Source organism: Acidovorax sp. 106, assembly GCF_003663825.1.
Lineage (GTDB): Bacteria > Pseudomonadota > Gammaproteobacteria > Burkholderiales > Burkholderiaceae_C > Acidovorax.
Window position 1 is genome coordinate 3032733 of sequence record NZ_RCCC01000001.1, and the last position, 19702, is coordinate 3052434.

Here is a 19702-nt window from a genome sequence, read left to right on the forward strand (position 1 = left end):
CGTGGCGACAGGCGCGGGGGCTGGTGCCGGGGCATCAGGCGTCGCGGGCGAGGGGGTGGGCTTTTTCTTGAAAAAACTGAACATTGGCGGGTTCTTAGAATCACTGCATTCTATGAAACGCGCTTTCACCCTACTGGGCCTTCTGGCCTGCCTCAGTGCCACAGCCGTCACCCACGTGATGGCTGCGGGTTTGGATTCCTCTGCAGCCCCTGTGGCTGCGCCCTTTGCGGGGCGAGCGGCAGGGGCCTCTGGCCCACATGCCAAGGTCGCCCAGGCCACTAACGCGGCCGGGGCCCAGCTGTTCACGCTGGCCAATGGCATGCAGCTCATCGTGCAGCCTGACCACCGCGCGCCCACGGCCGTGCACATGGTGTGGGTGCGTGTGGGCTCGATGGACGAGGTGGACGGCACCTCGGGCGTGGCCCATGTGCTGGAGCACATGATGTTCAAGGGCTCCAAAACCGTGCCCCCAGGCGATTTTTCGCGCCGCGTGGCCGCGCTGGGCGGGCGTGAGAACGCTTTCACCAGCCGCGACTACACCGGCTACTACCAGCAAATCCCGGCCCAGCGGCTCGAAGACGTGATGCGGCTGGAGTCCGACCGTTTTGCCAACATGCACTGGCCCGACGAGGAATTCAAGAAAGAGCTGGAAGTCGTGAAGGAAGAGCGCCGCCTGCGCACCGAAGACCAGCCCCGCGCCATGCTGGCCGAGCAGCTCTTTGCCACCGCCTTCAACGCCTCGCCCTACCGCCGCCCCATCGTGGGCTGGATGAGCGACCTGGACGCCATGACGCCGAACGACGCGCGCGCCTTCTACCGCCAGTGGTACACGCCCGCCAATGCCGTGGTGGTGGTGGCCGGTGATGTGGACGTGGACAAGGTGCGCGCCCTGGCCGAAAAGTACTATGGCAGCTTGCCCGCGCACGCTGTGCCTGAGCGCAAGCCCCGCACCGAACCCGTGCAGCAGGGCCTGCGCCGCGTGGCCGTGAAGGCCCCGGCAGAGCAAGCCTATGTGGCGCTGGCCTACAAGGTGCCATCGCTGACGCGCGTGCAGGACTTGCAGGCCACTGATCGCGATGCCCTGGCCCTGCTGGTGCTGTCCGCCGTGTTCAGCGGCTACGACGGCGCACGGCTGGAGCGCGCCCTGAGCCAGGGCGAGCAGCCCGTGGCCGACAACGCAGGCAGCTCGGCCATGGTCACAGGCCGGGGGCCGTCGCTGTTCATGCTCACCGGCGTGCCCGCTGCGGGCAAAACCGCCCAGCAGGTCGAAGAAGCCCTGCGCGCCGAAGTGGCCCGCGTGGCCCGGGACGGCGTGAGCGAGGCCGAGCTGGCCCGTGTCAAGACGCAATGGATTGCCTCCACGGTGTACGAGCGCGACTCGGTGCACAACCAGGCGCAGGAGTTGGGCGGCAACTGGGTGCAGGGCTTCCCACTCGATGCGGAAGAGCGGCTGCTCACGCTGCTGCGCACCATCACCCCCGAGGAGGTCAAAGCCGTGGCTGCCAAGTATTTTGGCGACGACCAGCTCACGGTGGCCACCCTGCTGCCCCAGCCCCTGGAGGGCACCCGCCCACGCCCCGCCTTGCCCGCTGGTGCGGCCCGCCACTGAAATCTGCCTTGGAAATTTCTAGATGATTGCTATCAAAAAAGTAGCTTCCAGCGCTTGTCTGGTGTGCGCTAGCGTTGTTTTTTATGCTGCACCTGCCTGGGCGCTGCTGCCCATCCAACACTGGACGGAGCCCAGCGGCGCCAAGGTCTGGCTGGTCGAAAGCCCCGTCATCCCCATGGTGGACGTGCAAATTGACTTTGACGCAGGCAGCCGTCGCGACCCGGCGGAAAAATCCGGCCTGGCCAGCGCCGTAGCGCTGATGGCGGCCAAGGGTGTCAAGGGCGGCAAAGAAGGGCAGGGCGGCGAAACTGCACTGGACGAAAACGCCCTGGGCGAGGCCTGGGCCGACCTGGGCGCTGGCTTTGAAGCCGGGGCCGACAACGACGCGCTGCGCTACTCGCTGCGCTCCCTGACGGACGCACCGCTGCTCGACCGCGCCGCCCGCCTGGCTGCCCGCCAACTGGCCGAGCCCAGCTGGCCCGCTGACATCTGGGCCCGCGACCGCGCCCGCTGGTCTGCCAGCCTGCGCGAGGCCGCCACCCGCCCCGCCAACGTGGCAGGCGAAGCATTTGCCACCGCCGTGTACGGCAGCCACCCCTACGGCCTGCGCACCACGCCTGAAACGCTGGCCCGCATCAGCGTGCAAGACCTGCAGGCCTTCCACGCGCAAACCGTGGCTGCCTGCCGCGCCCGCGTGAGCATCGTGGGTGCCGTCAGCCGCAGCCAAGCGCAAGAGCTGGTGACCAAGCTGCTCGCCCGCCTGCCTGCCACGGGTGCCGAATGTACGCCCCTGCCTGCGGTGCCGGAGGTCGAGCCCCTGAAGGCCGCCGCCGAGCAGGCCATCCCCTTCGCCTCGGCGCAGGCCCACGTGCTCATTGGTCAGCCTGGTTTTCCGCGCCGCGACCCGGACTTCCTGGCCCTGCTGGTGGGCAACCACATCCTGGGCGGCGGTGGCTTTGTCTCGCGCCTGACCGAAGAAGTGCGCGAAAAGCGCGGCCTGAGCTACAGCGTCTACAGCTACTTTGCGGGTGGCCTGCATGCTGGCGCCTTCACCATCGGCCTGCAAACCCGGCCCGACCAGGCCGCCCAGGCCGTGAAGGTGGCGCGCGATGTGGTGCAGCGCTTTGTGGCCGAAGGCCCCACCGAGGCCGAGCTGCGCGCCGCCAAGGACAACCTGATCGGCGGCTTTGCGCTGCGCATCGACAGCAACAAAAAGCTGCTGGGCAACGTGGCCAATATCGCCTGGAACGGCCTGCCGCTCGACTATTTGGACCACTGGACGCAAAAGGTGGAGGCCCTCACCGTGGCGGATGTGCGCACGGCCATGGCCAAAAAGCTGCAGCCCGAGCGCATGGTCACCGTGGTGGTGGGGGGCAAGCCATGAGCCGCTCCACCCTGAAAACCACCGCCATCAACGCCGAAATCCGCAAGGCCCAGGCCGCTGCCGCAGCGCCCGCCGCCCCGGCGGGCAAAAAAGGCGTAGCCAAAGACAAGGCTGCCGCTGCCGCCCCCAAAGGCGCGGGCGAAGTGCGCATCATCGGCGGGGCCTGGAAGCGCACCCGCCTGCCTGTGGCCCAGCGCCCCGGCCTGCGCCCCACGCCCGACCGCGTGCGCGAAACCCTCTTCAACTGGCTGGGCCAGGACCTGAGCGGCTGGCGCTGCCTGGACGCCTTTGCAGGCACCGGCGCGCTGGGGTTTGAAGCCGCCTCGCGCGGGGCCGCCAGCGTGCAACTGGTGGAAAGCGACGCCGCCCTGGTAGCCCAGCTGCACACCCTGCAGCAGCGCCTGCAGGCCACCGCCATGCGCGTGCAGCGTGGCGACGGCGTGTCCGCCCTCAAGCAAGCCGCGCCGGGCAGCCTGGACTTGGTGCTGCTCGATCCGCCCTTTGACAGCGACCTCTTCGCCCCCGCCCTGCAAGCCGCCGCCCAAGCCGTGGCCGCCCAGGGCTTTGTGTACCTGGAAGCCCCCCGCGCCTGGGCCGACGACGAACTGGCCGCCTGGGGCCTGGCCGTGCACCGCCACCTCAAGGCCGGTGCGGTGCATGCGCACCTGCTGCGCCGCACCGTGGCGCTGTAATTGCGCTTGATTTGCGATTGGGTTTCTTTTGAGTTGCTATTGAGTTGATAGCTGCCAGCGCTTATCTATGAAGCGCTGGCAGCTATTTTTATATGAATTGCCAAGTGGCCTGGGCGGGCCGCCGCCGTCCATGTTGCAGTGCACTCTGCATAATGCGCCCACGCGGCCCGGCACAGGGCCAATGACTATTCCGTCAGCACAGGAGACAGCCCGCCATGGCCCACAACGTCCTCGCCGTTTACCCCGGAACCTTTGACCCCATCACCCTGGGCCATGAAGACGTGGTGCGCAGAGCCACCCAGCTGTTTGGCCAGGTCATCGTGGCTGTGGCTGCAGGGCACCACAAAAAAACCCTGTTCAGCCTGGAAGAGCGCATCGAGATGGTCCGCGAGGCCACGCGCCAATACCCGCAGGTGCAGGTCGAGAGCTTCTCGGGCCTGCTGCGCGACTTTGTGGTGGCGCGCGGCGGCAAGGCCATGGTGCGCGGCCTGCGCGCTGTGACCGACTTTGACTACGAGTTCCAGCTCGCAGGCATGAACCGCAGCCTGATGCCGCAGGTGGAAACCGTCTTCCTCACCCCCAGCGACAAGTACCAGTTCATCAGCAGCACCTTCGTGCGCGAGATTGCGGTGCTGGGTGGCGAGGTGGACAAGTTTGTGTCGCCCGCCGTGCAAGAGCGGCTGGCCGCGAAGGTGCGGGGGATGGTGGCGGGTTGAGGGGCTGCCTCGAAACCAAGTGCCAAATGTGGTTTTATAAAACCGCGAAGAATATTGTTTGGTCTTTTTATGTGTTTGCCCATATACTGGGCGCCGTTGTATCGACATAGCGTGGCAAACCGCGCAGTCTTTGCGACGCTAGCGCGGCGGTTTTTCACCAGAGCGTGCTGGCCGCCTTTTGCGACCCTTGTCGCCCAGTTGCACGGTAGAGCTACCGCCAACTGCGTTCCCTTGAAGCTCACGCAACCCGGTCCGGGCTTGCGTTTCCCCTGAATGCACCAGATTTCCAAGACAGCCATTTCCATGGGCAAGTACGTCGTTTCGCCCGCGACACACCCGACCGACTGTGGCCGCTTTCGCGCCTCCTTCTCGGTCCACCGGTCTCAAGGCAACGGCAGCTACTGCCGCGTGTTCCGCTTTGACAAAGCTTTTGCGTCGCCCGAAGCCGCCCGGTTGTTTGCAGTGACCCAGGGCTGGTTGCAAGCGTGCATGCCTCACCCGCCCGTTTGCTGACCCACCCGTTCGCTGCAGACCAGCCTTTGCCATCGCGACGGGCTTCCGGGTCCGCACACCGTTTTATCCCTGCGCGCCATTCACTGCGTGCCCCTCACCAGAAAGACTTCTCCATGAGCACCAAAATTTATGTGGGCAACCTGCCTTATTCCGTGACCGATGCCAGCCTGCAAAGCAACTTTGCCGAGTTCGGCGGAGTCTCTTCCGCCAAGGTCATGATGGACCGCGAAACCGGCCGCTCCAAGGGTTTTGGCTTCGTTGAAATGGCTTCGGCAGAAGTCGCGCAGGCGGCCATTTCCGCGCTGCACGGCATGTCCGTGGATGGGCGCTCGATTGTCGTGAACCTGGCCCGCCCGCGCGAAGCCGGTGGCGGCGCCGGCGGTGCTGGCGGTTACAACGCAGCCGAATACGGCGCGAACAAGCGCTCGGATGTGGGCTATGGCAACGGCGGCTACGGCGGCGGTCGCTATTGATAGCCTAGGCCCGCGCCTGCGCTTTCAGCAAAAAACCGGCCCTGGGGCCGGTTTTTTTTCGTTCTTATTAGTTGCAGTGCCCGCCAAGCCCGCCTGTCCAGGGCAGCTTCGCTGGGGGGTGAACCGCACTGTGCACAGGCATGCGAAATGGGGTGGATTTGCTATTGAAAATATAGCTGTTCGCGCTTTATTTATAAGCGATAGAGCTACTTTTTGTTTGGGATTTCAGAGCCTTCAGGTAGCAGGGCTGTCCAGCAAGCTGTGCAGCCGATGGGTGGCCTCCTGGGCCTGCGCCTGCAAGGACTGCACCAGTGGCTGGGTTTCGGGCAACGCAGTGCGGTACAGCGGCAGCAAGGCATTGACGCTGAACGGCACCGAAAACGCCAACCTGCGCACCGCCAGCCCGGGCCCCGCCATGGCCAAGGCTGTGAGCGGGTTGACGATGGCCAGCCCCAGGCCCTGCTGCACCATGGCGCACACAGCCACGGCGCTGTGGGTTTGCAAGTGCAACTGGCGCGCTACGCCCGCTTGGGCAAAGCGTTCGTCGATTTGGCGGCGGTAAGGGTCGTCGGTAGACAGGCTCACAAACGGCTGGCCTGCAAAGTCCTGCAAGCCCAGCACGGCTTGGTTTGCCAGGGCGTGCCCGGCGGGCAGCACGGCCACTTCGTCCAGCGTCATAAGCGGCACGGCCTGCACGCCGGGGGGCGTGGCGGCTTGCTCGCTCAGGCCCAGGTCAAAGCGCTGGGCGCTTATCCATTCCTCCAGCAGCGGCGATTCTTGCGGGGTGATCGACACGCGCAGCTGGGGCTGCGCCTGCAGCAGCCGGGCAATGGCACCGGGCAGCAGGGCGTGGGCGAGGGCGGGCAGGCACAGCACCGACAGTTGCGCCTCGTGCGACTGGCCCAGGGCCACACCCCGCTCCACCACGCGCTCCAGCCCCTGCCACGAGCGTTGCACCTCGTCCCACAGCGCCAGTGCGCGGGCGTTGGGCCGCAGGCGGCCCTGCAGTCGCTCAAACAGCGGGTAGCCCAGCAACTGCTCCAGCCGTGCCAGCTCGCGGCTGACGGTGGGCTGCGAGCTGCTGAGCAGGGCGGCGGCATGGGTCACGCTGCTGGCCGTCATCACGGCGCGAAACACTTCGATGTGCCGGTGGGTGATGAGGGCGCTGCGGGCAGGGCTGGTGTCTAGGGCGGGGTGGGTGGCCATGTTCAAAGCATATCCAAAATGGATTGACTGTGAATAAATTGCCATTGGACTGGATGGGTGCGCCACGGCATGATGCGCAGGCTGCTCACCTTATCGGCGGGCCATGGTGTCTTTTGTTGTTCGTTTTCCTTGCCGTGGATCGGCATTCCTGGAGCCCTGCATGTCCAACCCCTTTACCCCCGCCCAGTTGTGGTCCCTGGCCGACCAGTTTGGCACCCCGCTGTGGGTGTATGACGCGGCCACCATCCGCCAGCGCATTGCGCAGGTGTCCAACTTCGACACGGTGCGCTTTGCGCAAAAGGCCTGTTCCAACATCCACATCCTTCAGCTCATGCGTGAGCAGGGCGTGAAGGTGGACGCCGTTTCGCGCGGCGAAATCTTGCGGGCGCTGGCGGCGGGCTTCAAGGCCGGTAAAGGCGTGGAAGGGCCCTCTGAGATCGTGTTCACCGCCGATCTGTTCGACGCCACCACGCTCGACTGCGTGGTCGAGCATGGCGTGCCCGTCAATGCAGGCTCCATCGACATGCTGCGCCAGCTGGGGCCCCGCTCCAAGGGCCACGCGGTGTGGCTGCGCATCAACCCCGGCTTTGGCCACGGCCACAGCAACAAGACCAACACGGGCGGCGAGCACAGCAAGCACGGCATTTGGCACACCGATTTGCCGCTGGCGCTGCAGACCATTCGCGAGCAGGGCCTGACGCTGGCGGGCCTGCACATGCACATTGGCTCGGGCGTGGACTATGGCCACCTGGCCGAGGTGTGCGGTGCCATGGTGGAGCTGGTGCGCACCGCGCACGCAGCCGGGCATGACCTGCACGCTATCTCCGCCGGTGGCGGCCTGTCCATCCCCTACCGCGCGGGCGAGCCGGTCATCGACACCCAGCACTACTACGGCCTGTGGAACACCGCACGCCAGCAGGCCGAGGCCATCATGGGCCACCCGCTGGGGCTGGAGATTGAACCCGGTCGCTTCCTGGTGGCCGAATCGGGCGTGCTGCTGGGCGAGGTGCGCGCCACCAAGAATGCGGGCAACAACCACTTTGTGCTGGTCGATACCGGCTTCAACGAGTTGATGCGCCCCTCCATGTACGGCAGCTTCCACGCCATGAGCGTGCTGCGCCGCGATGGCAGCCAGGGCGCCAGCCAGCCCACCGTAGTGGCGGGCCCGCTGTGCGAGTCGGGCGATGTGTTCACCCAAGGCGACGGTGGCGTGGTGCTGCCGCGCGACCTGCCTGCCGCGCAGGTGGGCGACTTGGTGGTGTTGCACGACACGGGGGCTTATGGCGCGTCTATGTCCTCCAACTACAACACCCGTCCGCTGATTGCCGAGGTGCTGGTGGACGGCGCTGAGCACCGCCTGATCCGCCGCCGCCAGACGGTGGACGAGCTGCTGGCGCTGGAGTTGGGGCTGTAACTGCCTCGGCAGAAAAAAGGGGGCCTTGGCAGCCCCCTTTTTTTGTTTTCGTGACTGGGCGCGGTTTTTTTAGACCTGCTCTGAGGCCGGGCCGCGCCCCATCAGCCGTGCCACGGCCTGGGCTGGGGTCATGCCCCCGTCCAGCAGCGCCACCACGGCCTGCGTGATGGGCATGTCCACCCCCAAGCCTGCGGCACGCTGCGCTACGGTGCGGGCGCAATAGACACCCTCGGCCACATGGCCCAGGGATTCGACGGCCTGCTGCAGCGTTTGGCCCTCGGCCAGCAGCAGGCCCACGCGCCGGTTGCGCGAAAGGTCGCCGGTGGCCGTGAGCACCAGGTCGCCCATGCCAGACAGGCCCATGAAGGTCTCGGGCCGCGCGCCCAGGGCCACGCCCAGCCGGGTCATCTCGGCCAGGCCCCGTGTGATGAGGGCGGCGCGGGCGTTCAGGCCCAGTTGCAGCCCATCGCACAGGCCAGTGGCGATGGCCAGCACGTTCTTCACCGCACCGCCGACCTCCACGCCCACGATGTCTTCGTTGGCATACACCCGCACACTGGGGCTGTGGAAGGCGGCCACCAGCGTGTCGCGCACGGCAGCGTGCTCGCTGGCGGCGACCAGCGCGGTGGGCTGGTTGCGGGCCACCTCCAGCGCAAAGCTGGGGCCGCTGAGCACGCCAGCGCGCAGTGCAGGTGCCACCTGGGCGCATACCTCGTGCGCCAGCAGGCCTGCGGCCAAGGGCGTGCCGTGGGCCGCTTCAAACCCTTTGCACAGCCACGCCACGGGGGCGGCACAGCCTTGCAATTGCGTGAGCATGCCGCGCAGGGCGGCCATGGGGGTGGCTACGATGATGAGGTCCGCCTGCGTGCAGGCGGCCAGGGCGTCGCCACTGATCAGTTGCAAAGAGGGGGGCAAGGCAATGCCGGGCAGGTAGTGGCGGTTTTCATGCAGTGCCTGCATGCTGGCGGCCTGCGGCCCGCTGCGGGCCCACAGCGTGACCTGGTGGCCCGCAGGGTGCTGCGCTGCGCTCAGTGCCACGGCAGTGCCCCAGGCACCTGCGCCGAGTACTACGATTTTCATAGCTGCTTACGCCCTTGTATCAAGCAAAAGGGGCCCGAAGGCCCCTTGTTGGTCTGCAAATCCAATTTGCAAAACGAATCGCAAATGGGGTGCCAATGCAGCGATGGCAGTGGCTTACTGGGCCACGGCGGTGTCGGCCGCTGCGGCTTGCTGTTGCTGCTCGTACATGGCCTGGAAGTTGATTTCGGCCAGGTGCACGGGCGGGAAGCCAGCGCGGTTGATCAGGTCGGCCACGTTGCCGCGCAGGTAGGGGTACACGATCTGGGGGCAAGCGATGCCCATGATGGCGCCCATTTGGTCTTCAGGGATGTTGCGCACTTCAAAGATGCCCGCTTGCTTGGCTTCGACCAGGAACACGGTCTTGTCCTTGATCTTGGTCTGCACGGTGGCCGTGACGCAGATTTCGTAGATGCCATCGGCCACAGGAGCGGCTTCCACGCCCAGTTGGATGTCCACGCTGGGTTGCTCTTGTTCGAGCAGGATGGCGGGGGAATTGGGCTGCTCGAGCGACAGGTCCTTCAGGTAAACGCGCTGGATCTGGAAAACGGGGGTGTCTTGATCGGCCATGGTCAAAGTCTCTCTACTTACGATTTACGTTTGCTTAAACACAGAGTTGCTTGCAAAACAAAACCCGCCGGGGATCAGCTCCCGCAGCGGGCACATGGGGCTGCATTATGCAGCGCCCGTAGGTGGGGTTGCCAGAATCAGGCAGCGCCCAGCAGCGGCATCAAGCCCCCACGTCCGTCCAGTGCCACCAGATCGTCGTGGCCGCCCACATGGGTGGTGCCAATGAAGATTTGAGGCACGGTGCGTCGGCCAGTGATTTCCATCATGTGGTTGCGGGCTTCGGGGTCCATGTCGATGCGGATTTCCTCAATCTGCTCCACGCCTTTGGACTTGAGAATCTGCTTGGCGCGAATGCAGTAAGGGCAAACGGCGGTGGTGTACATCTTGACGGGTTGCATGGGGCTCTCCTGCAGTAAAGGGGGCGTTCAGGCTTTTTCGACGGGCATGCTGGCATCGCGCCAGGCTTTCAGGCCGCCAGCCAGTGCTTCGGCTTTTTCGTAGCCCAACTTCTTGGCCACAGCCACGGCGCGGTTGGCGCGGGCGCCAGAGGCGCACACCAGCACCACGGGCAGGCTTTTGTTTTTGACGAGGCTGGGCAGGCGCTCTTCGAGCTGGCCCAGGGGCACGTTTTTGGCACCACCCACGTGGCCTGCAGCAAATTCCTCGGCTTCACACACGTCGATCACGACGGCTTTTTCCCGGTTGATGAGTTGCACGGCCTGGGCCGGGGAAAGCGAGCCGACGCCTGCGCTGCGCAGTGTGGGCCACAGCAGCATGCTGCCCGATGCGAGGGCTACGACGAGCAAATACCAGTTGTCGATGAAGAATTTCACGGAGATTCCTTGGGTTGGCAAACAGAGCAATTTTAGAATGTAAGGTTTTGACCCGCTCTTTCTAGGGAAACCATGCACAAACTCGTTCTGATCCGCCACGGCGAATCCACCTGGAACCTTGAAAACCGCTTCACCGGCTGGACCGACGTGGACCTGACCCCCACGGGCGTGGACCAGGCCAAGAACGCCGGCCGCCTGCTCAAGGCCGAGGGGTACGAGTTTGATGTGGCCTACACCAGCGTGCTCAAGCGCGCCACACGCACCCTGTGGCATACCCTGGACGAGATGGACCGCACCTGGCTGCCCGTGGTGCACAGCTGGCGCCTGAACGAGCGCCACTATGGCGCCCTGCAGGGCCTGAACAAGGCCGACATGGCCAAGCAATATGGCGACGAGCAGGTGCTGGTGTGGCGCCGCAGCTACGACACTCCCCCGCCAGCGCTGGAAGCCACCGACCCCCGCAGCGAGCGCAGCGACATCCGCTACAGCCAGCTCAGCCCCGAGCAAATCCCGCTGACCGAGTGCCTCAAGGACACCGTGGCCCGCGTGCTGCCGTTTTGGAACGACACCATGGCGCCCGCCATTCGCGCAGGCCAGCGTGTGGTGGTGGCTGCGCACGGCAATTCCATCCGCGCCCTGGTCAAGTACCTGGACAACATCTCTGATGGTGACATCGTGGGCCTGAATATTCCCAACGGTATCCCACTGGTTTACGAGCTGGACGACAACCTCAAGCCTATCCGCCACTACTATCTGGGCGACGCAGAAGCTGCGGCCAAGGCTGCTGCAGCCGTGGCTTCGCAAGGCAAAGCGTAAAGACGCTGTAAATCTGCGGGAAAATCCCTCCAGATCCTGCCAAAGTGAGCGCCCGCGCGGAACTGCGACGGGCGCGGCCCTTCCAAGGTGTATATTGAAGCGGTAAAAGGTGTTGTATGGGCCAGAAACTCAAAATTGCAGGATGGGTGTCGGTAGGTGTGGTGGCCGGTGCGCTGACCACCGTGTCATTGCAGACCGTGGCACGCGGCGCCATGGTGCCGCTTCCGCTGGAAGAAATGCAGCAGCTGTCTGCCGTGTTTGGCCTCGTCAGGACCGACTATGTCGAGCCTGTGGATGACAAAAAGCTCATGACCGATGCCATCTCGGGCATGGTCTCGAGCCTGGACCCGCACTCGCAGTATTTCGATAAGAAGTCGTTCAAGGAATTCCGCGAAGGCACTACAGGCCGCTTTGTGGGCGTGGGCATCGAGATCACGCAGGAAGAGGGCCTCATCAAGGTGGTGTCCCCCATCGAAGGCTCACCTGCCTTCCGCGCCGGGCTCAAGACCAACGACCTGATCACCAAGATCGACGACACCGCCGTCAAGGGCCTGTCGCTCAGCGATTCGGTCAAGCGCATGCGGGGCGAGCCCAACACCAAGGTCACGCTCACCATCTTCCGCAAGGACGAAAACCGCTCCTTCCCGGTGACCATCATCCGTGAAGAAATCAAGACCCAGTCCGTCAAAGGCAAGGTGATGGAGCCAGGTTACGCCTGGATCCGCTTGTCTCAGTTCCAGGAACGTACGGTGGACGACTTTGTGCGCAAGGTCGAAGACGTCTACAAGCAAGACCCTAACCTGAAGGGCTTGGTGCTGGACTTGCGCAACGACCCCGGCGGTTTGCTGGATGCGGCGGTGGCGATCTCGGCCGCTTTCTTGCCTGAGAACGTGACCGTGGTTAGCACCAACGGCCAGTTGGCTGAGAGCAAAGCGACTTACAAGGCGTCGCCCGAGTTTTACCAACGCCGCAGCGGTAGCGACCCTCTGCGCCGCCTGCCTGCTGGCATCAAGACGGTGCCCCTGGTGGTGCTGGTTAATGAGGGGTCCGCCTCTGCCAGCGAAATTGTGGCCGGTGCGTTGCAAGACCACAAGCGCGCCACCATCATGGGCAGCCAGACCTTCGGTAAGGGCTCGGTGCAAACGGTGCGGCCTTTGGGGCCGGACACGGGCATCAAGCTCACCACCGCCCGCTACTACACCCCTAGCGGCAAGTCCATTCAGGCCAAGGGCATCGTGCCTGACGTCATGATCGATGAGTCGGAAGAGGGCAATGTGTTTGCCGCCCTGCGCATGCGCGAAGCCGACCTGGACAAGCACCTGGGCAGCGGCCAAGGCGAAGAGCAAAAGGACGAAGCCCGCGAAAAGGCCCGCGAGGAAGCGCGCAAGCGTCTGGAAGAAGAAGCCAAAAAGCCAGCGGCGGAGCGCAAGCTGCCCGAGTTTGGTACCGACAAGGACTTCCAGCTCACCCAGGCGCTCAACAAGCTCAAGGGCCGCGAAGTGCTGGTGAGCAAGACGCTGACCGAGCGCAAGGAAGAAAAGAAGGAAAACTAAGCCCTGCTTGGTTTTCTGTGTGAACAAGGCCGGGCTCCCGCAAGGAGCCCGGCCTTTTTAACGTGGTGGACGAAAACAATGACCGATGAACAGCTGCTGCGCTACTCGCGCCACATCCTGCTCGACGAGGTAGGTATTGAAGGACAGGAGCGGGTGCTGGCTGCGCATGCATTGGTCATTGGTGCCGGTGGGTTGGGCTCGCCAGCCGCCCTGTACTTGGGCTCTGCTGGGGTAGGGCGCATCACGCTGGTAGACCACGATGTGGTCGACCTGACCAACCTGCAGCGGCAGATTGCCCATACCACCGACCGGGTGGGGCAGCCCAAGGTAGCGTCGGCCGCGCAGGCGGTGCACGCCATCAACCCCTATGTGCACATCACGACCCTGCAGCAGAAGGCCGACGAAGCGCTGCTCGACACCTGGGTGCCGCAGGCCAGCGTGGTACTGGACTGCAGCGACAACTACACCACACGCCATGCCGTCAATGCAGCCTGCATTCGCCATGGTGTGCCTTTGGTGGCGGGGGCGGTGATCCGGTTTGATGGCCAGATCATGGTGTTCGACCCACGCGATGCGGCGTCGCCCTGCTATGCGTGCATGTTTGCGCCGGACGCAGATTTTGAAGAGGTGCAATGCTCCACCATGGGCGTATTTGCGCCGCTGGTGGGGGTGATAGGTGCCATGCAGGCGGCCGAGGCGCTCAAGCTGGTGTCGGGGGCTGCGCCAGCGTTGACGGGGCGGCTTTTGATGTTGGAAGGACGCAGCATGGAATGGAGCACGATGAAAGTGCCCCGCGACAGCAGCTGCAAGGTTTGCGGCCATCGCGGCCAGTAACGACAGGCCTGCCGATTGGCCAGGGAGTAGGAATATTCCTACAGTCTGCGCCAGTGCTGGCTGGCAAAATTGTGAAAAAGATGCACGTACAGTAAGGGCTCGGCCGCACCTCGTTTGTGGTAGGCCAGAGCATTGGGCCAGCCTGTGAAACTCCGTACCTACATTGTTGAAGACAACGCCACCATCCGAGAGAATCTCATTGGCACTCTGGAAGAGCTTGCGTCGATAGATCCAGTAGGTTTCGCCGAAACCGAGGATGAAGGCAAGACTTGGCTCACAGAGCGCGCAGCCCAATGGGACTTGGCAATTGTGGATCTTTTCTTACGCCAGGGCAGCGGCCTGGGGGTGCTGGAGGCTTGCCGTGCACGCAACCCCGATCAAAAAATGGTGGTGCTGAGCAACTACGCCACCCCCGACATCCGTATGCGCTGCGCCCAACTGGGCGTGGATGCGGTGTTTGACAAGTCCAACGAAATCGACGCGCTGGTGGATTACTGTGTGGAACGCAGCCGCTCTTGAGGTGCGCTGTGCAGTGATCTTGCGGTGGCGCTGACTGCGTTTTTGCACTGTCGCCCAAGCGCTGTGGCCCATCGTTGGGGGCTACTTTCCTCACGCGCTGGAGACTCTTGTATGGCGGCTTGCGTGTCTGTGGCAAAGCCTTGGGCGCGGCGCGACCCCAGTGGCAATGGCCCATCGGGCAGGCAAATCCTGCCCTCCCTCTCAATCAATCAGTTGGTTCTTGAGCGCGTAGTACGTCAGGTCGCTGTTGGACGAGAGTGCCATTTTCTCCATCAGCCGCGTGCGGTAGGTGCTCACGGTTTTGACGCTCAGCGACAGGTCCTTGGCAATGTCGCCAGCAGTTTCGCCTTTGGCAAGCTTCAGAAACACTTGGAATTCGCGCTCGGACAACTGCTCGTGCGGTGGCGCATCGTCTTTGCGGTTGAGTTGCTGCGCCAGCAGTTCTGCCACCGTGGGCGTGAGGTAGCGCTTGCCCAGCGAGATGACGCGAATGGCCTCCACGATCTCGGAGGGCTCGCATTCCTTGTTCAGATAGCCGCTGGCACCCTGGCGGATGAGGTTGATGGCGTAGTGCTCTTCGGGGTAGCCGCTCAGGATCAAGATGCCCATGTCTGGCGCCTTGGCGCGCAACATGGCCAGTGCATCCAACCCACTCTGGCCGGGCATCGACAGGTCCATCAGCAGTACGTCGATCTCGTGGTTGCGCACCAGGTCGATGGCTTCGCGGCCATTGGATGCCTCGCCTTCCACCCGCAGATCGACATGCTCCGACAGGAACTGGCGCAAGCCGGTGCGAACAATTGCGTGGTCATCCACAATGCCAATTTTGATCATTGAACGTTCTTTCAAAAGGGCGGACAAGCCGCTTGCGGTGAGATGTTGAAACCCTGTGGCGGGTGCTGCTTGGCCGATAGCGCGCAGCACGCAGACCATGAAACTCTATCCTGATTCCAATCTATGACACTGCAAGCAACCTTTCAGCGCTGGCTTCCCAAGGTGCGGCGCATGGCGCTGAGCCTGCCGATGGCCCTGCTCGCCGCAGCGGTATTGGTGGGTATCAATGAAACGGGGCACATGCGATCGCAGGACGCTGTGCGCCAAATGAGCCAGTGGCAGGTGACGCGCGCTGCCGTCAACAGCTTGCTGCAAAGCATGCTGGACGCGGAAACGGGCCAGCGGGGCTATTTGCTCACCGGCAATGACACCTACCTGCAGCCCTACGACAGGGCCATGACGGCGGTGCAAAGTCACCTGGATACGCTGCGCAACCAGTTTGTAGACTCGAAAGAAGATTTGCAAGAGGTAGCCCACCTGTCGCGCCAGGTGTCGCGCAAGCTGGCCGAGATGGAGCTGAGCCTGCGGCTGCGAAGGCAAGGTAACGAGGACGCGTGGAAGTTCGTCTTGCATACCGACATGGGGCGCGAGAACATGGACGAAATCCGCAAACACGCCCATGCGCTGATTGAGCGCAGTTCCGCCAAGGTTAAGCTGGGGCAGGAGCAGATTCTGCAATCGCTGATGCTTTCGCGCATTGGTATTGCAACAGTGACGGCGATTGGCCTGCTGGCGTTTTTCATGTACCTGCGCCAAGCCCATGCGTTGCTGGTGGTTAGCCAGCGAGAGCAGGCGCTGCTGGAGCATGAGCGCGACCGGCTCGAAGGCCTGGTGCGCGAACGCACGGCCACGCTGTCAGAGCTGGCCAACCACTTGCAGCAGGTGCGCGAGGACGAGCGCGGCCACCTGGCCCGCGAGTTGCATGATGAACTGGGTGCACTGCTTACGGCTGCCAAGCTCGATGTAGCGCGATTGAAGTCCAAGATAGACGCCACCGTGCCTGATGTGGCAGAGCGCTTGAAGCATCTGACCGAAACGCTCAACAGCGGCATCGCCCTCAAGCGCCGCATCATTGAAGACCTCCGCCCGTCGTCCCTGTCGCACTTGGGGCTGACGGCAGCGCTGGAAATTTTGACCCGTGAGTACGCGCAGCGCGCTGGCATTGAAGTGGAAACCAACCTGGAGCAGGTGGAGCTGCCAGGGACCGCGCAGTTGACCGTCTATCGCATGGTGCAAGAGGCGCTGACCAACATTGGAAAGTACGCCCAGGCCAGCAAGGTGCTGGTGTCGGTGCACGCCCACCCCAAGCATGTGGCGGTGCAGGTGCATGACAACGGCACGGGTTTTGACCCTGCCAGCGTGCGCGTCTCTTCGCACGGTCTCGCAGGCATGCGCCACCGGGTAGAAGCGGCGGGCGGCCGCTTGAGCGTGCATTCCAGCCCTGGTAACGGCACGCTGCTGTCGGCCGTGCTGCCGTTGCATCGCTGAACTGCGGAACTCTTTCTGGCCCGAGGCAGGTGGGGCAGAGCTTGCTCGCGCTCGCATTGCACCTTTGAACAGGTTCTTGGTGCTCTGAGGGGGATGGCGGCAGAGCGTCTTCCTTGGCGCTATGGAGCGCGCGCTGGGGCCGTGCCTCCTGTCCATCCCACACCCCAACATAGCCCCTGCTGACGCTCCCAAGCAGCGCCACCCTCTGCGTTTGCTGGCATGCCTGCTGTGGCGTGCATCTTTCTCGGTGCGATTCCTCCATCCCATTCCGCTCTGTGCGGGTGTTGGGCTGGTCCTGTCCTACAAGCCGGCCGTCTGCGTGCTGACAAGCGCCTGCGCTGGCTACCGGCATCGGCCGCTGGCTGCGCGACCTACAGTGGACTCCAGTGTGTTGTTTCACAACTCCATGCACACCAAACCGGGCTTGCAGACATGCGCAATGTGCTGGTGGGACGTGTGCAATGACTTGCGGACCTTCATGCCAGGCGCTGCGTTGGAGGCGCCTTTTAGTCAGGTTCCTAACCCGCCAGCAACGCTCTGGCACTTTTTGGGAGATGGTGATGTTGCATTACGCAGTTGTTTTTCTGGTGATCGCGCTGGTGGCCGCAATTTTTGGCTTTGGCGGCATTGCCGCGGGTGCCGTGGGCATCGCAAAGATTTTGTTCTTTGTGTTTGTGATCATGGCCGTGGTGACGTTCGTGTTCGGCCTGCTCAAGCGGGGCTGATTCGGGTACAGCCTCAGGCGCACAGGCGCCCCTATTCTTAGTGCCCCTGGCGGGGCTCGCATTTCACTTTCACTCTTCAGGAGTTTTCAATGAGCTTTCAAACCACTACCGACAAAATGAACCACGCCGCCCGCAACCTGGCCGATGATGTGCTGCAAAGCGCCGAAGAGGCCGTGAAGGCCACCCGCACGTTGGCCGATGGGTCTTTGGATGTGGCGCAAGAGCGGGTGCGTCAGTTGCGTGAGGAGGCCAGCCCCGCGATTCAGGACCTGGCCTCGCGTGCCCAGGACTTGGCGGCGCGCAGCATTGACTACTGCGCCCACACCAGCGACCAGGCGCGCCGCCAACTGCGCCACGCCTCTGAAGCCACCTCGCGCTATGTGTCGCAGCAGCCAGGCAAATCGGTGGCCATCGCCGTGGCGTCTGGTGCGGCGTTGGGGGCTCTGGCCCTTTGGTTGTCGCGCCGCAGCAGCGCGCATTGAATCGGTTTTCTCTGCGGGCGCAGGGGCGGGTGCCATGCATGGCACGTACCTTTGCGCCAGCCTCAATCCCTTGGCCGCGGAGGGTGCAACAGGCCAGTGGGTTGATTGTGTTGTCAGCACCCGCGTTCTCCAATCTCAAACGAAGGAATCTCCATGAAATACGCACGTGCCCTTGCTTTTGCTGCCGTGACCGGCATCACCGTTCTGGCCGCTACGGGTTGCTCCGTGGCCCGAGACCAGCAGACCATGGGTGCCTACGTCGATGACGCAGGCATCACCACCGCCGTGAAGGCCAAGATGGCGGAAGACAAAACCGTGTCCGCCACCTCCATCAGCGTGGAGACTTTGAACGGCACCGTCCAGCTGTCTGGCTTTGCCAAGTCGCAAGCCGAGAAGAACCAGGCTGAAAACATCGCCCGCAACACCAAGCATGTGCGCGAAGTGCGCAACAGCATCGTGGTGCGTCCTTGATGTTGTAATGCCTTGACGGATCGAGGGGCTGCGAAGGCACACAGTGCCATCAGCGACCGGGCGCATGCGCCCACGCAGTCTCCGTCGCTCATCGCAAGCCCACCCGTTGCCATGCAGCGGGTGGGCTTGTTTTTTCCAGAGTCCTGCCGCATGGGCCCATGCTTGCTACAGGGGGTTGTGCGGACGAACCTGCTCAAGGGGTAAGCTTCGGCACCATGCGCGTATTCAATTGCGACCACTGCGGTCACCTGGTTTTTTTTGACAGCGTGCAATGCCTGCACTGCGGCAGCACGTTGGCTTTTGTGCCCGACCAGCTCAGCATGGCGGCGCTGACCCCTGCTCCTCAGGACGGCCCTGACCTGTGGCGGCGCATGGGCGAGCGTGGCGGCTCGGCCCACAGCGGCAAGCTCTACCGCATGTGCCACAACCGCACGGCCCACGGTGCCTGCAACTTTGCCGTGCCGGCCAATGACTATTCGCCGCTGTGCGTCTCGTGCCGCCAGACGCGCGTGCTGCCAGACCTCTCCGAGCCCGCCAACCTGGGGCGTTGGCAGCAGGTCGAGGCCGCCAAAAGGCAGCTTTTTTACACCCTGGCGCGCCTGGGGCTGGAGCCCGTGCCAGGCCGATCGGGCCCCGTGTTTGAGTTTCTGGCCGACTGGCCCGGCGGCCCAGAGGTGCTGACAGGCCATCTGGGTGGCACCATCACCCTGAATGTGGCCGAGGCCGATGACGACGAGCGCGCCCGTCGGCGCATTGCATTGGGTGAGCCCTACCGCACGCTGATTGGCCACTTGCGGCACGAATCAGGGCATTTTTACTGGGACCAACTGGTACGCGATGGCGGCAGGCTCGATGCCTTTCGCAGCGTGTTTGGCGACGAGCGGCAAGACTACGCCCAGGCCCTGAGCGCGCACTACGCCAAGGGCAACGACCTGGGCGACTGGGCGCAGCGCCATGTGAGCGCTTATGCGTCAGCGCACCCCTGGGAAGATTGGGCCGAGACCTGGGCGCACTACCTGCACCTGGTGGACTTGCTGGAAACCGCTGCCAGCTACCAAACCACGGTGATGGTGCCCGAGCCGCACGCCTCTTGGCTGCACAGCATGCAAGACCCCTTTGGCACCCCGCCGCCGGGGTTTGACGACATGGTGCGCCAATGGGTGCCGCTGACCCTGCTGCTCAACAGCCTGAACCGCAGCCTGGGGCAAAGCGATGCCTACCCGTTTGCCTTATCGGCCGGGGCCATGGGCAAGCTCCGGTTTGTGCACGAGCTTGTGCAGTCTGTGCGGCTGGCACCCGTCGCAGCGACATGCAGTGAATTTGCTATTAAAAAAATAGCTGCTAGCGCTTATTGATAAAGCGCTAGAGGCCTATTTTGCCTGATTAGATACTTGCCTCAGATACCACTCCATCCGTTCGGGCTGAGCCCGTCGAAGCCAGGGCTTGCCGCGTGCGTGCAAGGCTTCGACAGGCTCAGCCCGAACGGGTGGGGA

The 19702-nt window shown here is 63.7% G+C and carries 22 protein-coding genes; 16 read left to right on the forward strand and 6 right to left on the reverse strand.

Annotated elements, in window-relative coordinates; genetic code table 11:
- The first annotated feature begins 112 nt into the window (after positions 1-112).
- From C8C98_RS13495 to C8C98_RS13520, 6 genes are all read left to right on the forward strand, one after another.
- On the forward strand, positions 113-1609 hold the full coding sequence (locus tag C8C98_RS13495) for a pitrilysin family protein (RefSeq protein WP_121454700.1): 1497 nt from the start codon (positions 113-115) through the stop codon (positions 1607-1609).
- A 22-nt stretch (positions 1610-1631) separates the two neighbouring features.
- Positions 1632-2993 (forward strand): pitrilysin family protein, encoded by a 1362-nt coding sequence (locus tag C8C98_RS13500; protein WP_121454701.1) that lies wholly within the window; start codon positions 1632-1634, stop codon positions 2991-2993.
- On the forward strand, positions 2990-3685 hold the full coding sequence (gene rsmD, locus C8C98_RS13505; RefSeq protein WP_121454702.1) for a 16S rRNA (guanine(966)-N(2))-methyltransferase RsmD: 696 nt from the start codon (positions 2990-2992) through the stop codon (positions 3683-3685). The genes C8C98_RS13500 and rsmD overlap by 4 nt, the downstream gene beginning before the upstream one ends.
- A gap of 215 nt (positions 3686-3900) precedes the next feature.
- Positions 3901-4401, forward strand: coding sequence for a pantetheine-phosphate adenylyltransferase (gene coaD, locus C8C98_RS13510; protein WP_121454703.1), 501 nt, complete (start codon positions 3901-3903; stop codon positions 4399-4401).
- Positions 4402-4674: 273 nt separating this feature from the next.
- Entirely contained in the window at positions 4675-4914 is a 240-nt protein-coding gene (locus C8C98_RS13515) for a hypothetical protein (protein ID WP_199173484.1), read from the forward strand.
- A 113-nt stretch (positions 4915-5027) separates the two neighbouring features.
- A complete protein-coding gene (locus C8C98_RS13520) occupies positions 5028-5387 on the forward strand; it encodes an RNA-binding protein (protein WP_121454704.1) in 360 nt (119 codons plus the stop codon).
- Positions 5388-5621: 234 nt separating this feature from the next.
- Here C8C98_RS13520 and C8C98_RS13525 read toward each other — a convergent pair whose 3' ends face one another.
- Positions 5622-6593: a LysR family transcriptional regulator gene (locus C8C98_RS13525; protein ID WP_121454705.1), complete on the reverse strand. Its 972-nt coding sequence runs from the start codon at positions 6591-6593 to the stop codon at positions 5622-5624.
- A gap of 160 nt (positions 6594-6753) precedes the next feature.
- On the opposite strand from C8C98_RS13525, the gene lysA reads away from it, so the two are divergent.
- Positions 6754-8007 (forward strand): diaminopimelate decarboxylase, encoded by a 1254-nt coding sequence (gene lysA / locus C8C98_RS13530; RefSeq protein ID WP_121454706.1) that lies wholly within the window; start codon positions 6754-6756, stop codon positions 8005-8007.
- Positions 8008-8076: 69 nt separating this feature from the next.
- Here lysA and C8C98_RS13535 read toward each other — a convergent pair whose 3' ends face one another.
- The 4 genes from C8C98_RS13535 to C8C98_RS13550 all read right to left on the reverse strand — a co-directional run bounded on the left by C8C98_RS13535 (position 8077) and on the right by C8C98_RS13550 (position 10487).
- On the reverse strand, positions 8077-9087 hold the full coding sequence (locus C8C98_RS13535) for an NAD(P)H-dependent glycerol-3-phosphate dehydrogenase (RefSeq protein WP_121454707.1): 1011 nt from the start codon (positions 9085-9087) through the stop codon (positions 8077-8079).
- Between the two features lie 114 nt (positions 9088-9201).
- Positions 9202-9654, reverse strand: coding sequence for a protein-export chaperone SecB (gene secB / locus C8C98_RS13540; protein ID WP_121454708.1), 453 nt, complete (start codon positions 9652-9654; stop codon positions 9202-9204).
- Positions 9655-9791: 137 nt separating this feature from the next.
- On the reverse strand, positions 9792-10052 hold the full coding sequence (gene grxC, locus C8C98_RS13545; protein ID WP_099658253.1) for a glutaredoxin 3: 261 nt from the start codon (positions 10050-10052) through the stop codon (positions 9792-9794).
- A 27-nt stretch (positions 10053-10079) separates the two neighbouring features.
- On the reverse strand, positions 10080-10487 hold the full coding sequence (locus tag C8C98_RS13550; RefSeq protein ID WP_121454709.1) for a rhodanese-like domain-containing protein: 408 nt from the start codon (positions 10485-10487) through the stop codon (positions 10080-10082).
- 72 nt (positions 10488-10559) lie between these two features.
- On the opposite strand from C8C98_RS13550, the gene gpmA reads away from it, so the two are divergent.
- The 4 genes from gpmA (at position 10560) to C8C98_RS13570 (ending at position 14209) form a co-directional block, all read left to right on the forward strand.
- Positions 10560-11303, forward strand: coding sequence for a 2,3-diphosphoglycerate-dependent phosphoglycerate mutase (gpmA, locus tag C8C98_RS13555; RefSeq protein WP_121454710.1), 744 nt, complete (start codon positions 10560-10562; stop codon positions 11301-11303).
- A 116-nt stretch (positions 11304-11419) separates the two neighbouring features.
- A complete protein-coding gene (locus tag C8C98_RS13560) occupies positions 11420-12856 on the forward strand; it encodes a S41 family peptidase (RefSeq protein WP_121454711.1) in 1437 nt (478 codons plus the stop codon).
- A 78-nt stretch (positions 12857-12934) separates the two neighbouring features.
- Complete coding sequence (locus C8C98_RS13565) at positions 12935-13690, forward strand: molybdopterin-synthase adenylyltransferase MoeB (RefSeq protein ID WP_121454712.1); 756 nt, start codon at positions 12935-12937, stop codon at positions 13688-13690.
- A 144-nt stretch (positions 13691-13834) separates the two neighbouring features.
- Positions 13835-14209 carry a response regulator gene (locus C8C98_RS13570; protein ID WP_121456254.1) on the forward strand — a complete coding sequence of 125 codons (375 nt, stop codon included), beginning with the start codon at positions 13835-13837 and terminating at the stop codon, positions 14207-14209.
- A 201-nt stretch (positions 14210-14410) separates the two neighbouring features.
- Here the strand turns inward: C8C98_RS13570 and C8C98_RS13575 are convergent, their stop codons facing one another.
- A complete protein-coding gene (locus C8C98_RS13575; RefSeq protein ID WP_121454713.1) occupies positions 14411-15043 on the reverse strand; it encodes a response regulator transcription factor in 633 nt (210 codons plus the stop codon).
- 123 nt (positions 15044-15166) lie between these two features.
- Here C8C98_RS13575 and C8C98_RS13580 point away from each other — a divergent pair, with 123 nt between their 5' ends.
- From C8C98_RS13580 to C8C98_RS13600, 5 genes are all read left to right on the forward strand, one after another.
- On the forward strand, positions 15167-16531 hold the full coding sequence (locus C8C98_RS13580) for a CHASE3 domain-containing protein (protein ID WP_121454714.1): 1365 nt from the start codon (positions 15167-15169) through the stop codon (positions 16529-16531).
- A gap of 560 nt (positions 16532-17091) precedes the next feature.
- Positions 17092-17256: a DUF1328 domain-containing protein gene (locus C8C98_RS13585; RefSeq protein ID WP_121456255.1), complete on the forward strand. Its 165-nt coding sequence runs from the start codon at positions 17092-17094 to the stop codon at positions 17254-17256.
- A 116-nt stretch (positions 17257-17372) separates the two neighbouring features.
- A complete protein-coding gene (locus C8C98_RS13590) occupies positions 17373-17738 on the forward strand; it encodes a hypothetical protein (RefSeq protein WP_370450399.1) in 366 nt (121 codons plus the stop codon).
- Positions 17739-17891: 153 nt separating this feature from the next.
- Complete coding sequence (locus C8C98_RS13595; protein ID WP_121454716.1) at positions 17892-18209, forward strand: BON domain-containing protein; 318 nt, start codon at positions 17892-17894, stop codon at positions 18207-18209.
- 215 nt (positions 18210-18424) lie between these two features.
- Positions 18425-19564 carry a putative zinc-binding metallopeptidase gene (locus C8C98_RS13600; protein WP_121454717.1) on the forward strand — a complete coding sequence of 380 codons (1140 nt, stop codon included), beginning with the start codon at positions 18425-18427 and terminating at the stop codon, positions 19562-19564.
- The last annotated feature ends 138 nt before the right edge of the window (positions 19565-19702 follow it).